General features: G+C 58.9%; 14 protein-coding genes and 2 pseudogenes. 10 read left to right on the top strand and 6 right to left on the bottom strand.

The features are described from left to right. The first annotated feature begins 24 nt into the window (after window positions 1–24). The 7 genes and pseudogenes from IN820_RS00445 to IN820_RS00415 all read left to right on the top strand — a co-directional run bounded on the left by IN820_RS00445 (window position 25) and on the right by IN820_RS00415 (window position 6,814). A complete protein-coding gene (locus IN820_RS00445; protein WP_193679231.1) occupies window positions 25–2,028 on the top strand; it encodes a polysaccharide biosynthesis protein in 2,004 nt (667 codons plus the stop codon). A 190-nt stretch (window positions 2,029–2,218) separates the two neighbouring features. Further along, the gene (locus IN820_RS00440) at window positions 2,219–2,590 is read left to right on the top strand and encodes a hypothetical protein (RefSeq protein ID WP_193679084.1); all 372 of its coding nucleotides are present in this window, start codon (window positions 2,219–2,221) and stop codon (window positions 2,588–2,590) included. 9 nt (window positions 2,591–2,599) lie between these two features. Continuing rightward, complete coding sequence (locus IN820_RS00435) at window positions 2,600–3,895, top strand: tyrosine-protein kinase family protein (RefSeq protein WP_193679083.1); 1,296 nt, start codon at window positions 2,600–2,602, stop codon at window positions 3,893–3,895. Then, window positions 3,882–5,381, top strand: a complete 1,500-nt coding sequence (locus tag IN820_RS00430; RefSeq protein ID WP_193679082.1) for a PH domain-containing protein — start codon at window positions 3,882–3,884, stop codon at window positions 5,379–5,381. Before IN820_RS00435 ends, IN820_RS00430 begins: the two co-directional genes overlap by 14 nt. Window positions 5,382–5,547: 166 nt before the next feature. Then, window positions 5,548–5,943, top strand: a pseudogene (locus IN820_RS00425) (polysaccharide biosynthesis protein); the annotation flags it as partial. 308 nt (window positions 5,944–6,251) lie between these two features. Next, window positions 6,252–6,488 carry a ribbon-helix-helix domain-containing protein gene (locus IN820_RS00420; RefSeq protein ID WP_193679081.1) on the top strand — a complete coding sequence of 79 codons (237 nt, stop codon included), beginning with the start codon at window positions 6,252–6,254 and terminating at the stop codon, window positions 6,486–6,488. Then, the gene (locus tag IN820_RS00415; RefSeq protein ID WP_193679080.1) at window positions 6,485–6,814 is read left to right on the top strand and encodes a type II toxin-antitoxin system RelE/ParE family toxin; all 330 of its coding nucleotides are present in this window, start codon (window positions 6,485–6,487) and stop codon (window positions 6,812–6,814) included. The genes IN820_RS00420 and IN820_RS00415 overlap by 4 nt, the downstream gene beginning before the upstream one ends. 65 nt (window positions 6,815–6,879) lie before the next feature. On the opposite strand, the gene IN820_RS00410 is transcribed toward IN820_RS00415, so the two are convergent. Genes IN820_RS00410 through IN820_RS00400 form a run of 3 tightly spaced genes read right to left on the bottom strand, consistent with a single transcriptional unit; the run spans window position 6,880 to window position 10,093 of the window. Beyond that, window positions 6,880–8,310, bottom strand: a complete 1,431-nt coding sequence (locus IN820_RS00410) for a hypothetical protein (protein ID WP_193679079.1) — start codon at window positions 8,308–8,310, stop codon at window positions 6,880–6,882. Continuing rightward, complete coding sequence (locus IN820_RS00405; protein ID WP_193679078.1) at window positions 8,307–9,605, bottom strand: ParA family protein; 1,299 nt, start codon at window positions 9,603–9,605, stop codon at window positions 8,307–8,309. Before IN820_RS00405 ends, IN820_RS00410 begins: the two co-directional genes overlap by 4 nt. Continuing rightward, a complete protein-coding gene (locus tag IN820_RS00400; protein WP_207793460.1) occupies window positions 9,602–10,093 on the bottom strand; it encodes an SAM-dependent methyltransferase in 492 nt (163 codons plus the stop codon). Before IN820_RS00400 ends, IN820_RS00405 begins: the two co-directional genes overlap by 4 nt. Between IN820_RS00400 and IN820_RS00395 the strand changes: the two are divergent. The 3 genes and pseudogenes from IN820_RS00395 to IN820_RS00385 all read left to right on the top strand — a co-directional run. Beyond that, a pseudogene (locus tag IN820_RS00395) lies at window positions 10,073–10,194 on the top strand (IS5/IS1182 family transposase); the annotation flags it as partial. The gene IN820_RS00400 and the pseudogene IN820_RS00395 sit on opposite strands and share 21 nt — an antisense overlap. Before the next feature lie 392 nt (window positions 10,195–10,586). Beyond that, window positions 10,587–10,820 carry a CopG family ribbon-helix-helix protein gene (locus IN820_RS00390; protein WP_456239175.1) on the top strand — a complete coding sequence of 78 codons (234 nt, stop codon included), beginning with the start codon at window positions 10,587–10,589 and terminating at the stop codon, window positions 10,818–10,820. Then, entirely contained in the window at window positions 10,808–11,050 is a 243-nt protein-coding gene (locus IN820_RS00385; RefSeq protein WP_456239174.1) for a type II toxin-antitoxin system RelE/ParE family toxin, read from the top strand. The genes IN820_RS00390 and IN820_RS00385 overlap by 13 nt, the downstream gene beginning before the upstream one ends. Window positions 11,051–11,585: 535 nt before the next feature. On the opposite strand, the gene IN820_RS00380 is transcribed toward IN820_RS00385, so the two are convergent. From IN820_RS00380 to IN820_RS00370, 3 genes are all read right to left on the bottom strand, one after another. Next, a complete protein-coding gene (locus IN820_RS00380) occupies window positions 11,586–11,906 on the bottom strand; it encodes a nucleotidyltransferase domain-containing protein (RefSeq protein ID WP_193679076.1) in 321 nt (106 codons plus the stop codon). Continuing rightward, on the bottom strand, window positions 11,903–12,325 hold the full coding sequence (locus IN820_RS00375) for a nucleotidyltransferase substrate binding protein (protein ID WP_193679075.1): 423 nt from the start codon (window positions 12,323–12,325) through the stop codon (window positions 11,903–11,905). Before IN820_RS00375 ends, IN820_RS00380 begins: the two co-directional genes overlap by 4 nt. Before the next feature lie 334 nt (window positions 12,326–12,659). Next, the gene (locus tag IN820_RS00370; protein ID WP_193679074.1) at window positions 12,660–13,067 is read right to left on the bottom strand and encodes a PA2817 family protein; all 408 of its coding nucleotides are present in this window, start codon (window positions 13,065–13,067) and stop codon (window positions 12,660–12,662) included. Window positions 13,068–13,648: the final 581 nt, after the last annotated feature.

Raw genomic sequence — 13,648 nt, 5'->3', positions numbered from 1 at the left:
GAAAGGAAGATATTTGTGTTGAGGTTGGCTGAAAACCTACGGGCCCGGCTGGTGCGTTTGCCGAGGCAGCAGAAGCGCCTGCTACAGGTCGTGGCGGATGTGCTGCTGGTCTGGTTGGCACTCTGGCTGGCTTTTTTTGTTCGCCTTGGCGACGCCCGCTTCGTCGAACCGTTTGGGGGGCATGCCTGGCTGTTCGGCGTTGCGCCGCTGCTTTCGATTCCCTTCTTCATTCGCTTCGGTATGTACCGCGCGGTGATGCGTTACCTCGGTAACGACGCGCTGATGGCAATAGCCAAGGCCGTCACGCTTTCGGCCTTGTTGCTTTCGTTGGCTGTCTACTGGCGAACCGATGCACCCAAGCTGATTCCACGCTCGATGGTGTTCAACTACTGGTGGTTGAGCCTGATGCTGATCGGCGGGTTGCGCCTGCTGATGCGCCAGTACTTTATGGGCGACTGGTTTTCGCCGGTGTCCTTCACCAAGCTCAAGGGCAAGGAGGCGGGGCTGCCCAGGGTGGCGGTGTATGGCGCAGGTGCGGCGGGCAATCAGCTTGTGGCCGCCTTGCGCATGGGCCGGGCGATGCGACCGGTGGCCTTCATCGACGACGATCCGAACCTGCAGAACCGTTCCATTGCCGGGCTGCGCGTCTATTCGGCCAAGCACATCACTCAGATGGTGGAGGAGACCGGCGCCGGGGAAATCCTGCTGGCCATTCCTTCTGCCTCGCGGGGCCGTCGGCGCGAGATTCTGGAAATGCTCGAGCGTTTCCCGCTGCATGTGCGCAGCGTGCCGGGCTTCATGGACCTGGCGAGCGGCAAGGTGCAGGTCGAGGACATTCAGGAAGTGGACATCGCGGACTTGCTGGGCCGCGATGCCGTGCCGCCGCAACAGGCCCTGTTCGAACAGTGCATCCGTGGCCAGGTGGTGATGGTGACCGGGGCGGGTGGATCGATCGGGTCCGAACTGTGCCGTCAGATTCTGGCGAACAAGCCGCAGGTGTTGCTGCTGTTCGAGCACAGCGAGTTCAACCTGTACAGCATTCATATGGAGCTGGAGCGGCGGATCGAGCGAGAGGCGCTTTCGACCCGACTGGTGCCGATTCTCGGCTCGATCCGCAACGGTGACCGTTTGCTGGACGTGCTGCAGACCTGGAAGGTCGAGACGATCTACCACGCCGCCGCGTACAAGCATGTGCCGATGGTGGAGCACAACGTGGCCGAGGGCGTGCTCAACAATATCCTCGGCACCATGAATGCCGCCCAGGCGGCGGTGCAGGCGGGTGTCACGAACTTCGTGCTGATCTCCACCGACAAGGCCGTGCGGCCCACGAACGTCATGGGCAGCACCAAGCGCGTGGCGGAGATGATCCTGCAGGCACTGAGCCGCGAGCCGGCGCTGGTGCTGTTCGGCAGCACGGATGGTGTCCATCACGTCAACAAGACGCGCTTTACCATGGTGCGCTTCGGCAATGTGCTGGGCTCGTCCGGCTCGGTTATTCCGCGTTTCTATCAGCAGATTCGCAGCGGCGGCCCGGTGACCGTGACGCATCCGAAGATCACCCGCTATTTCATGACCATTCCCGAGGCGGCGCAGTTGGTGATCCAGGCCGGTTCCATGGGGCAGGGCGGGGATGTGTTCGTGCTGGATATGGGGCAGCCGGTGAAAATCGCGGAACTGGCCGAGAAGCTGATTCACCTGTCCGGGCTGAGCGTGCGGTCGGAGAAATGCCCGCATGGCGATATCGCTATCGAGTTCACCGGCTTGCGCCCCGGCGAGAAGCTGTATGAGGAGCTGCTGATCGGCGACAACGTCAACCCGACCGAGCACTCGATGATCATGCGGGCCAACGAGGAGTACTTCACCTGGGACGTGCTCAAGGCGATTCTGGCGAAGCTGCTCAAGGCGGTGGAGGAGGACGATTACCCGCAGATCCGGCTGCTGCTGCGTGAAGTGGTGAGCGGGTACGTGCCGGAAGGGGAAATCGTCGACTGGATCTACCAGCAGCGACGGGTGGAGGCGGGGGAGTAGAGGGTTTTCCCTTTTTGTGGAGGCCCGACCTTGGGGCGATGCTTTTTAGGCTTTAGGCTTCAGGCTTCAGGCTTCAGGCTTCAGGCTTCAGGCTTCAGGCCATTGGCAGTCCTACGGCCTGCAGTCGCTCTCGTCGAGCGAGGGCGCGCGCGGATCTGGCCGTGAAGGATGCTTTGACAGGGAGTGATGGGTGGAGAACTACAATCAGGCAGGCCGCAGGCTGCATACAGATGCAGACGTGCTAACGAGCCAGGGACGCTATGCTACCGCCTCTCATCTCTATGGCCTTGCGGCAGAGTGCACCATCAAGGCATTCATGCAGAGTCAGCCAGGTTGCGCGAAGATTCCTTTCAAGCATTTACCAGAGCTGGTGGATGACGCCAAGCGGCTGCTAAGTGGGCGTACCAGGGCACATTTACTGCAGGTGATTGCCGCCCCGGACTACATGGCTGCTTGGCGTGTGGAGAACAGGTACTGGGATGATGCTTGTTTCAAGCCTGAACAGTGCACAAAATACCGAGCGGACTCCTACAAAGTGCTCGCCTGCCTCCACCCGGTATAAAGGACTCTTATGGTTACGTTTGATCAAGCGCTGGACAAAGCGGTCGATGCAATACTGCATTGCTATCCGGGTGTTCAGTGGCGTGATATCCGTGTGGTGCGCGATATGCAAGGCAAGTTGTTCATAGTGCTGCCCGACGAGTTGGCTGAACATCGCGCAGAAATTGAGCAGCTGAATCAGTTATTGATTGAATATCTGCAAAATTATGCAGGTTCGGCAAATCCCGCCGCTTGCCTCTCGGATACGCTTTCCGGTGCCGAGCTGTTGGAAGAGCCTTTCATCATTTATTACCGTGGCGACCATGCAGTGCGTGTGATCGAGCGGCGCGCGATGGGTGAGAATTGGCTGTTTGAGCCGGGCCAGACTGACCTGAGCCATCCACCGCGTTTCGTTTTTTTCAGCCTGAAAGGAGGCGTGGGTCGTAGTACTGCTCTGGCACTCTGGGCCCGCAAGCTTTGCCAGGAAGGTAAAAGCGTGCTGGTGGTGGATATGGATCTGGAGGCCCCAGGCTTGGGGGCCCAGTTGCTGGAACGGTCCGGCAAGCCCTTGTACGGCGTGGCGGACTGGCTGGTGGAGGATCTGGTTGGTAATCCCGCTGAGATGCTGGTGCCTGATATGGCCCAGCAGAGCCCGGTAGTGCCCGCTGGTTTGTGGGTGGTGCCTGCCTTTGGCTCTGCGACAGACGAGGCGCCGCAGAACATGCTGGCGAAACTGGCGCGGGCTTACCTTGAAAAAACGGACTCAAAGGGCTTGCAGCTTTTTGCGCAGCGTTTGCAAAGAATGCTGCAGGCACTGGAAGCTCACTACCAGCCTGATGTCGTGCTGGTGGACAGTCGCGCTGGGCTCCATGAAACAGTAGCCACGACCTTGTTGCATTTAGATGCAGAGGTGCTGTGTTTCGCCGTCGACCTGGAGGTTACGTGGCAAGGCTATCGCTATCTGTTCAGTCATTTGACGCAGCTTGCCCAGCAGAAACTGCAGCAGGGCGATTGGCGGGATCGTTTCAAAATGGTCAGCGCGCGGGCCATGCCAGACGATTTTGATCGCTTTCTGGACTGCTCTTATGGGCTCTGGACGGACACTCTTTATGATGAGAGCAGCGAAGAGGTGCGCGGGTTAAGTTTCGATGTGCGTGATGAGGCTGCACCTCATTACCCGTTGATTATCCCGCGTGTGGATATCTTTGAAGCTTTCGAGCCCTGCAGGGATCTGCGCAGAATGCATGAAGCACAGATTTCTGCCGTGTTCGGTGAGTTTTTTGCAGGTTTACAGTCGTGTCTGGAGGCGAGCCGTGACCAAGACTGATGGCCTCGTTGATAGCGTGCGCCAGGGACTGGCTGAAATCCCGGATGTGGCGGCACACCGAGCTTCCGAAGCGCCTTCCGTGCAGCAAATTTATGTGGTCAATGGCCATGAGCAGGCCTTGAACCCGGACACCATTTTGGTGGTGGGTGATCGAGGTAGTGGGAAGAGCTTCTGGAGTGCTGCACTGAGTGATCCCGATGCCCGGCAGGTCATCAGCCAGCAACTGCCCCGGTTGCGGCTGAACAGTTTCCAGGTGGCTGTCGGTTTTGCCGGTGAGCGCGGAGACAGTCGTTATCCATCAATGCAGGTTCTGGCGAGCTTATTAGAAAAAGGCTTTGAAGCCGAGCAAATATGGCGCACCGTAGTGCTGCTGCATCTGTTGGCGGAGATTAAGGAGCAACTGCCAGGCACAGCTTGGGCTGAGCGCGTGCAATTCGTGGCAGCCAACCCGGAACGGGAGGAACAGTGGCTGAGCAAGATCAACAGCACACTGCAAAGTCAGCGGCGGGGCTTCCTGATCGTGTTTGACGCGCTCGATCGTCTGGGGCGTGATTGGCCAACTATCCGTGCCCTGACCCAGGGGTTGCTCAAGGTTTGTCTGGATATGAGGTCTTTCTCGGCGTTGCGCATCAAGCTGTTCATGCGTCCAGACATGTGGGCAGACAAAACCATCTGGACCTTTCCGGATGCATCCAAGCTTCAGCACAATCGTGTGGTTTTGGAATGGTTGAAAGTGGACCTTTACGGTCTGCTTTGGCACTGGCTGGCCAACCGCCCGAAGCATGCTGGCGAACGCTTTCGCCAAGGTGTGCAGCAACTACTGAATCTCACCTTCAAGCCATCGGCAACGACCCACACTGACTTTTACCCCTTGCCATTACCGCTATCTAACGATGAAGAGCGGCAAGAGCAACTGCTCAACCATGTCAGTACGCCCTATATGGGTAGCAACAGGCGCCGGGGCAAAACCTACAGCTGGCTGCCCAATCATCTGTCGGATAGCAACGGCCATGTCAGCCCGCGCAGTTTTCTGCTGGCGGCAAAAGAGGCCATGCAGGTCACCCAGGAAAAAGGATACCCCCAGGCATTGCATTACGAGGGGATCAAGGCCGGTGTAGCCAAGGCCTCGGATATTCGCCTGCAGGAGCTCAAGGAGGACTACCCTTGGGTGGGTGAGGTGCTGAAACCTTTGCGCGGGCTGGTTGTGCCGGCAGAAACTGTCGAGCTATTCAAGCGCTGGAAAGCTTCAAGAGTGGTTGCACAGCTGAAACCACGCGCAGAGCAAATGCAAGACGATCGCCAATACCTGCCACCCCATGCTCTGGAGGGTGCCCAAAGCCCTCAGCAGCAATTGCAGGCTCTGTTGCAAACTCTGGTAGAGATAGGTGTGGTGCACATCATGAGCGATGGCCGGGTGAATATACCCGACCTGTTCAGAGTCGGGGCCGGTATAGGTCGCAGAGGTGGCGTGAGGGCCGTCCGATAGGCTTCGGGAACGATGCGCATCTGTGCGTCTGGACTTGCCCCTTTCAAACGGCCTCGGGATTAGTCAACAAGCACCGGTCCAGCCAAGGGGCTTGCAGATTGTGAGTGCCGGGTTTGTTTAGTGCGCTTGCTGGCCGGTTTGGCTTCAAGGTACGCAAGTTAGGTACACCGACAAGGCCGTGCGCTCGACGAATGTCATGGGTAGCACCAAGCGCGTGGCGGAGATGATCCTGCAGGCACTGAGCCGCGAGCCGGCGCTGGTGCTGTTCGGCAGCACGGATGGTGTCCATCACGTCAACAAGACGCGCTTTACCATGGTGCGCTTCGGCAATGTGCTGGGCTCGTCCGGCTCGGTTATTCCGCGTTTCTATCAGCAGATTCGCAGCGGCGGCCCGGTGACCGTGACGCATCCGAAGATCACCCGCTATTTCATGACCATTCCCGAGGCGGCGCAGTTGGTGATCCAGGCCGGTTCCATGGGGCAGGGCGGGGATGTGTTCGTGCTGGATATGGGGCAGCCAGTGCGTATTGCCGAGTTGGCCGAGAAGCTGATCCACCTGTCTTGGCATTCGTAGGGCGGGTGAAACCCGCCGATATGGAGTTGGCGTCTGGTCCGATCGGCGGGTTGCAACCCGCCCTACGCCTGCTTTTGTGGGAGGCCGCGCCCGTTCCTGACGGGCTTGCGGCACTCAGCACATCCCTGTGGATGGCCCGAACTCGGAGCACGAGCTTCGGACACTTTACGCTCGCCATACCATCACAAGACCCTGTCGGTTCGTTTTGTCGCGATTCGACATCGTGATTGCGGCACTGGTATGACAGGGCTAGGGATGTATAATTTTGGCAAATTTTGTCAAATATGGACAAAGCCATGAGCACCATGAATATCTCCCTGCCGGACGCTCTCAAGTCTTTTGTCGATGACCAGGTCAGCCTGCGAGGCTACAGCACCAGTAGCGAATATGTGCGGGAGCTGATTCGCAAGGATCAGGATCGTCAGCATCTGCGTGGCCTGCTGCTGGCTGGGGCTGAATCGGCTCCCACTGTTCCTGTGGATGGCGACTATTTCGAATCCCTACGCGCCAGGGTTCGTAAGGCTCGGGGATGAAGGCCAAACCCGTCATTCCACGTGCCCTTGCCAGCCAGGACGTAGAAAACGCGATCAGCTATTACCTTGCCGAGCAGGCCGAGCAGGCTGCACTCGGTTTTATCGATGCCCTGGAATACGCCTATACCCACATCAGTCGCCATCCGGCCTCGAGTATGCCCCGGTATGCCCATGAGGTGGATTTACCAGGGTTGCTCTGCTGGCCGCTGAAACGCTATCCCTATCTGGTGTTTTACGTTGAACGTGATGACCACGTCGATGTATGGCGTGTTCTACATTGCATGCGGGACATTCCTGCATGGCTGGCTGAAAGCGCCTCCCATTAATTGCAGCGTGCAGGCGCCTTCGGGGTGCTCGCAAGCAAGGCGTTTCTCCCACAGGGGAGGCGTAATCACTTGAGTGGTTTGACTCCGCCTCGGCGGCCGAGACCGAAGCCTACGCGGTAGAGGTCGGGGAGGTTTACCCTGCCGTCCTTCATCGTTTCGAATACGCCGAGTCTTTCCAAGTCGCTGCGCACACCTGGCCAGCCGCGCTCGGCATGCTGGGGTGGCAGGCGTTCGCCAGAGGCGACTCCGAGGCCGTTCGGAAAGTCATCGCTCCAGCATCGTTCGATGGTGTCGAACGGGCAAGGGACTGTCAGACCCCGCAACGGCTCCATCACCTGGGTGACCCAGGGATAGTCTTCGGCCATCTCCAGGACTCGTATTTCCGATGCCTTCTGAACGCCTCGCTTGATGCTTTCATAATGAAGCGCATGGGGGTGTTCCGGGTATTGCTCGGAGGAGTCCTCCGCGGCCTGTCGGATGGCAGCCAGGAAGGAGCGGGGCGAGGTACGCCTTCTACCATCCGCCAGATGGCTGACCGACCAGACGTAAGGAACGCCACGACGGCGGTCCCTGCCCATCCAGGCCCCTGCCAGCGCTTCGAACAGAGCCCTCTGTTTGGCGCTTTCCCGTTTTATTTCTTCGCTCAGTTGCCAGATATCGCCTCTTTGAGGCGGAGGCGAGCCGACGATCCCAGCGTAAATTCGCCGCAATAGCTCGCCATTGAGAGAAGGCGCGTTGCACAGCATTTGCCAGAGCAATCCGTGCAGATCGTGAGGCGCCCAGGTGAGCTCCGCCTTGGTCGCGAGTAACTTCGAGGCGTCCGTGAAATCCGTAACGGTACGATCGGACTGGTCTTCGCGAAGAAATACCTTGGCATGGAGATTGGGATAGGATTTGAGCCAGAGCACCACCCGGAGCAGGTCCCGGACGATATCGTCCATCCTGCCCCAGTCCCGGCTGGTTCGGTCAAGGGCGTCGAATACGATCAGGCCGAAACGCTGTCTTTGGCGGAAATGTTCGTTGGCTCGCTGCAGCAGCCGGGCGAGTGATTCTGGATTCGCCTTTACCCAGGCAACCGTCTCGTCCCATGTGGTGAGGGGGATGGTTTCGCTTGTGACGAGTGCCAGCCAGCGTGCAACGACGGCGCGCCAGATGTCATAGGGTGTAGCGGCATCCATCAGATGGGAAAATACTTCCCCGTCGGGAAAGGCGTCGATATCCGGCGCGACGGCAAATCCGATGTGCACGTCGGTACGTTCCAGTTCGCGTACCGTCTGCCCGAGCGAGGACCGGGCAGACGGTGAGCCCAGCGCGGCGGTCCAGAATGACTTGCCCACACCACGGGCGCCAATGACCAGGTTGCACTCCAGGCGCAGCGCCTTGATATGGGCGGGTGGCAGATAAAGTGAGCGCTGGTCCGGTACTTCACCGTGGTTCGAGGTGGTCAGCGGTAGCGCTTCGATAATGGCTTGCCGGATATCCTGCGTTTCGCTCAAGGTTCGTTCGCTCCGTCCAGCGTGTTTTCCAGGCCTGTCACGATACTGCCGAAGAGTGTATCGATTTCCTGCGGGTCAATGTCTTCGAGACGGGCATGCAACGAGCGTAATGCCGCGAAACCGCGATGCCAGCGGATTGGCCAGGGATAATGCGGGGCGCTCTCGTCGGCCTCGCTGAAGCTCCAGGTGTCGCCCATGGCCGGTTCGCCGGCCGGCACTTCGTCATAGAGCTCCTCGGCGAAAAGGTTCCAGGCGCTTTCACGCAGGGAGGCGAGATAGTCGTGGGTGTTCACTTCCGGAATCATCGCGCCGACCAGTTGGAGCCTGTCGCGTATTTCGCGTGCCACGCCTGTCGTACGCCAGTGGCGGAACAGTATCCGATAACCGACCCAGGTCTGCTCGCCGTCGATTGCGAACAGCAGCACGGGGTTGGCTCCCAGGTCGGTGACGCTGGCTGATGCGACCTCGTCGATGCCGGCGCGGGAGTCGATCAGTACGACATCCGGTTGCCAGCGCTCTTCCAATTTATGCAATAGCCTTTGCAAGCGCTCGGACCAGGATTCGCGTCTTTCATCGGTCACCTTCGACATCCAGGCCCGGCCGAGCTTGGAGACATATTCGCCAGGCTCGGCGCCATACGCCGGGACTACGTAAATTTCACCGTCATGGGACAGTGGACTGGTAGCAACCATGTGCTCCAGCAGTTCGTTGCCATTGTCCACCAGGTCTTCCACCAGCCAGTCGGTGACACCGAAGGCCGGACGACGATCATCGGGTAACAGAGAAGAGGAAAGTCCTGGAGACTCCAGGTCCAGGTCGACCACCAGTACCCTCCGACCATCCCGGGCCAGTGCCCAGGCTGTGGCGGCCAAGGCGGTGGAGCGGCCAACGCCCCCCTTGATGGAAAAGAATGCAATGCGCGGAACGGGGGCTGCAATGGCAGCGATGCTCGACCAGTCACCCTCACTGGCGAGGCGGTCTATCACTTGAACCCCATCGATGCCTGCGAGCGGAAAAGAAGTAGCGCCTATCAGGATTTGCCCCATGTCCTGCTCGAAAAGCACGGCTCGTTCGGGAGGGAACGCGTGAGCTTCCAGGCGCTCATGCATACGCTGCGTAACTGTCGTAAGGGTGTTACAGGCATCGCTCTCGGTGCGCCATTTCTCGTCGACGATCAGGCGGACACGGCCATTGAGGTCCCGGTTGACCACTAACGGAGTCAGCTTTTTCAGGTCGGAGCCGAGCTCGGCAAGAATCTCACTAACGGTAGGCAGGATGGTGTCGAAGGTCTTCATAGCAGGCCCTCTTGCTCGGCTTTTCTCACCAGCGCTCGGATGCTTTGCGCTGCTGTACGATGGCCCCGGGTTCGTGTTTGGTCGAATCGGGTCTGCGGAGCATAACGTTGTGAGATATGCCAGTCTTGGAACGGGTTGCTATCGCTCAAGGCGTATCCTGCTCCCCGGTGATGTCCGGTTCGATAGGATTCATAGCGCATCCATAAATTGTCGATGTGTTCCCGATCCTCGCGTTCTGCAGGTCCTCGGTTACCCAAGGGCATGCCGAACTCGATCATTAGACGTTTCATGCCGCACTCGGCGGAGACACCATACAGGTGATCCGCATTGGCCCAGCGCTGTGAATTATAAAGTCGCTCCGCATCATCCCAATGTCGCTGGTGAGCGTCGAGAAAATCCGTTTCCATCGATGATTGCCTTCTGTTGCAATGCCTTGATTGTTTATCAGCGATGAGCGCTGATCGAAGCTGCGGGAAATTCTGCTGCACAAGGCCATCTACAACAAGCGCGATATGTTAATCACCGTCGAAGCATGCTGTGTCGCATGCACACGGAATGTCCCTGGAGGGGCTTGTCCGAAGTGCGCGGAGGATGTGCTGCTGGGTCTACAAGCGCTTATCCCTGGCGGGTACAGCCCGACGATAGGGAGCTGGCGTCTGGTCCGTTCGGCGGGTTGCAGCCCACCCGCCTGCAATCGCCGCGAGGGCGTGCCTTCCCCTGGGTTCGGTGGGGCCTGTTGCTTTTTGTGGGAGGCCTGACCTCGGAGTAAGGCTTCAGGCTCTTGGCCGGCAGGTGATTTTCTACCGTGCTTCCTGCGTTCGAAAGACTCTTGCGTTTCCCGAGTCGCGGCAATTTATGGATAAGCGTGCCGCTCTGGATGGACGCGGGGCAGGGCCGAGCTACATTGATCACTAGGTATTACCATGTGATAAGAGGCCACTATGGCAACGTCTCTCAAGATCGACGACTCGTTGAAGAGCCGTGTCCATCATCTCGCCAGCCCTGCGCCGCCGTTCGCCGCACTGGATCATGCTTGAGGCCATTCAGCAGTATGTCGAGCGTGAAGAAGCTCATGAGAGTTTCAAACAGGAAGCCTTGGCCTCCTGGGCGGCCTATCGGGAAACCGGTCGACATCTGACCGGCCAGGAAGTGCGCGACTGGTTGAACACGTGGGGGACTGGTGATGAAAAGGCGGTGCCTGGGTGCCACGAGTAATCGTCACCGAAGGCGCTGCGGAAGGTTTGGAGCGCTGCCGTCGGTTTCTGGCCGCGAAGGCGCCGGAAGCCGCCAGGCGAGCGGGGCAGGCCATCGAGCTACAACTGCAATTGGAAGCGATCCCTGATATTGGCCGCCCATTCCCCGAGTTACCCGCGCTGCGTGAGTTGGTGATTGCCTTCGGGGATTCCGGTTATGTGGCTCTGTATCGCCACCGAGTTGGCCGATGATGCATCGTATGTTCTGGCTTTCCGACACCAGAACGAGGTGGGCTACTGATCGACTCGGTGGGCAGCAAGCTTTGGCTTTCAGGCAGCGGCTCGATTTGATTACTCCGATGAGGCGCAGCAGGGAGCTGCTGAATTGGGAGCGAAAGCCTGTACGAGTTGGCCCCGGATATATCGCTGCGTAGGCTTTATCCTGGGCTCTGTCCCAATTGCGTGTGCTCGAAGTGTCGAGGTGTTCTGAACGTCCGTAGGAGCGGGCCGTGCCCGCGAAGCTTTGCGCGCTGGAATATTCGCGGGCATGGCCCGCTCCTACAGGGGGTATGTCTATCCGCAACAGCCGGCTCAGACATAGCCAAGGATAATCCGCATTCATACCCGGCAGACGCGTGGGCAAGGCTTCGCCGTTGCCCACCCTACGAACTGGATGCAGGGGCACATGTGAGAGCGGGCCACGCCCGCGATTCGCGCGCATGACGCGCGCCTGCACAGTACTCTCCGGGCTTGTCCGAACGGCATTACGACCTCGGGGCGATGTTCTTCAGGCTTCAGGCACTTTGTAGAGCGACTTGCCGATTCGCGCGATGTGATCGAGTAGCTGTGGATTGTCGATCTGGTGATGCAGTGAGAGATCGATCTTGTAGGGCAGAAGCAGATCATCCAGCGCCAGTTCGATGTCGAGCAGGTCATGATGGGAAAGCTCATCGCCCTTGAGCGTCAGGTCGATGTCCGAGCCGGGGCGGAAAGTACCCTTGGCCCGGGAGCCATACAGGATGGCTTCGGAAATTTTGGGAAACTTCCCGAAGGTATTCCTGATCGACTGGATATCTGTTTCCGGGAGCCCGGTATTGTCGATGCTCATATGGCTGATTCGGCGCGTTCTGCCAGCTTTTTCTCCAAAGCCTTGAGCAATGGATGATGCTGCATCTGGATATTGGCCAGGATCGCTTCGGCCGTTTCCTCATTGTAGGTATGCGAGGTCCGGTTGCTATCCATGAGCATATGCATCCAGCCGTGGCCATCGCTGATCAGGCCTCTGCCGAACGCTTCGCGAATGGCGTCGCGTGAACCCACGATGCCATCGATACCTTGCCAGACCAGAAAGTCCTTCAGAGTATTCCAGCCAAGCTCGTAGCAATATTCGAAGCCTTGGATAACGCCTTGCTTTTCCAGTTTCGATAAGTCGCGCTGCTGCATGAGCGCCATGGCTTCATCAAGTTGCTTGAGCGCTTTGCTGAAGTTATTCAGGCGTTGCAGCCAGCGCACAGCGATGCTGGTCATTGATTGCCTATCCATGCTGGTTTCGGGCATACCCTACAGCTTGCCAGCCGGCGGGCCTATTTGTTGGTGCCTCTCCAAGGACTCGGAGTTCTGAGCGCTGGACCTGACCTTGGCAGGCCTTCGGCCTGCAATCGCCGCGAGGGCGCGCCTCCTACAGGGGTCGGAGGGGCTTGCTGCTTTTGTGGGAGGCCGCGCCCGTTCCCGACGGGCTTGCGGCATTCACCACATCGCTATGGATTGCCCGACCAAGGGGCGATGCTTTTGGCTTTTCTGGTGCCTATTCGACTTGTAGCGCCGCAGGGCGCGTCCTCCAAGGGCGACCCCTATGCGTTTTTCAGTGCCGGGCGCCTTCATCCGGCATGGCCAGCAGTTGTTTTTCGTGGTTCCAGTCGAAGGGCTCGTCGTTCTGCTCGGCTTCGTAGCGGCGTTCTTCGAGTTGCTGGAAGATGGCGATTTCTTCGTCGGGCATGTAGTGCAGGCAGTCGCCGCCGAAGAACCACAGCAGGTCGCGCGGGACCAGGTGGGCGATCTGCGGGTAGCGGTGGAAGACCTGGCAGATCATGTCCTGGCCCATGTGCCGTTCTTCCGGCACGTTCTGCAGGTTCATGATCAGTTCGTCGAAGCGTTCGAGAAACAGCGCGTGGCTTTCTTCCGAGACTTGTTCGGCCTCGCCCATGGCGAGCAGGATGCCGCGCAGATGGGCCAGCAGCGCCAGGTTGTGGTCGTGGTAGGGATTGGCCATGGTGCACCTGTGTCGGATTCGTGAGGGCGCGATTATAGGCGTGCGCGCCTGTGAATGGGGCTTGTCTGATTGACTCGCAGGGCGGGTGAGGGTTCGATCGGCTGTCCTTGCCATGGTTGGGATCGGTTGATTTTACCGAGTCAACATGGGTCGGTTTGGCAGCCTTATTAAGTTGAAAATTTGATGCCAACTATGCAAATTCAACGGTTACGGATGAGAGATCCATTGCACGCCTTGCGTACCCTTGGCTCGGTTCCGATACAGCATTTCACGCGGGTGGCTTTGTTGAAGGATTACAACTCGTCGATCGGCTTGGCTGACTCGTTGCGGCAGCGTTGGGCTGCAGAGGATGGTGTCCGGCCCGCTCGGCGGGTTGCAACCCGCCCGGGCTGAGCGCAGCACTCCACTGATCGGTTGCGGCGCTTCAGTTCTTGGCAGCACCGAGCGATCTTTTGTTGGGCTTCGTCGCTGTGCTCCTCAACCCAACCTACGAGGCTGAGCTGGCTGTTGCGGATAAACGTACCCTCTGTAGAAGCGGGCCATGCCCGCGAATAATCCAGCGCACAAAAGCTTCGCGGGCA

This window comes from Pseudomonas lopnurensis (assembly GCF_015070855.1).
In the GTDB taxonomy this organism is placed as follows: Bacteria; Pseudomonadota; Gammaproteobacteria; order Pseudomonadales; family Pseudomonadaceae; genus Stutzerimonas; species Stutzerimonas lopnurensis.
The sequence above is the reverse complement of the archived record's forward strand: the minus strand, read 5'-3'. Positions and strand labels throughout refer to the sequence as shown.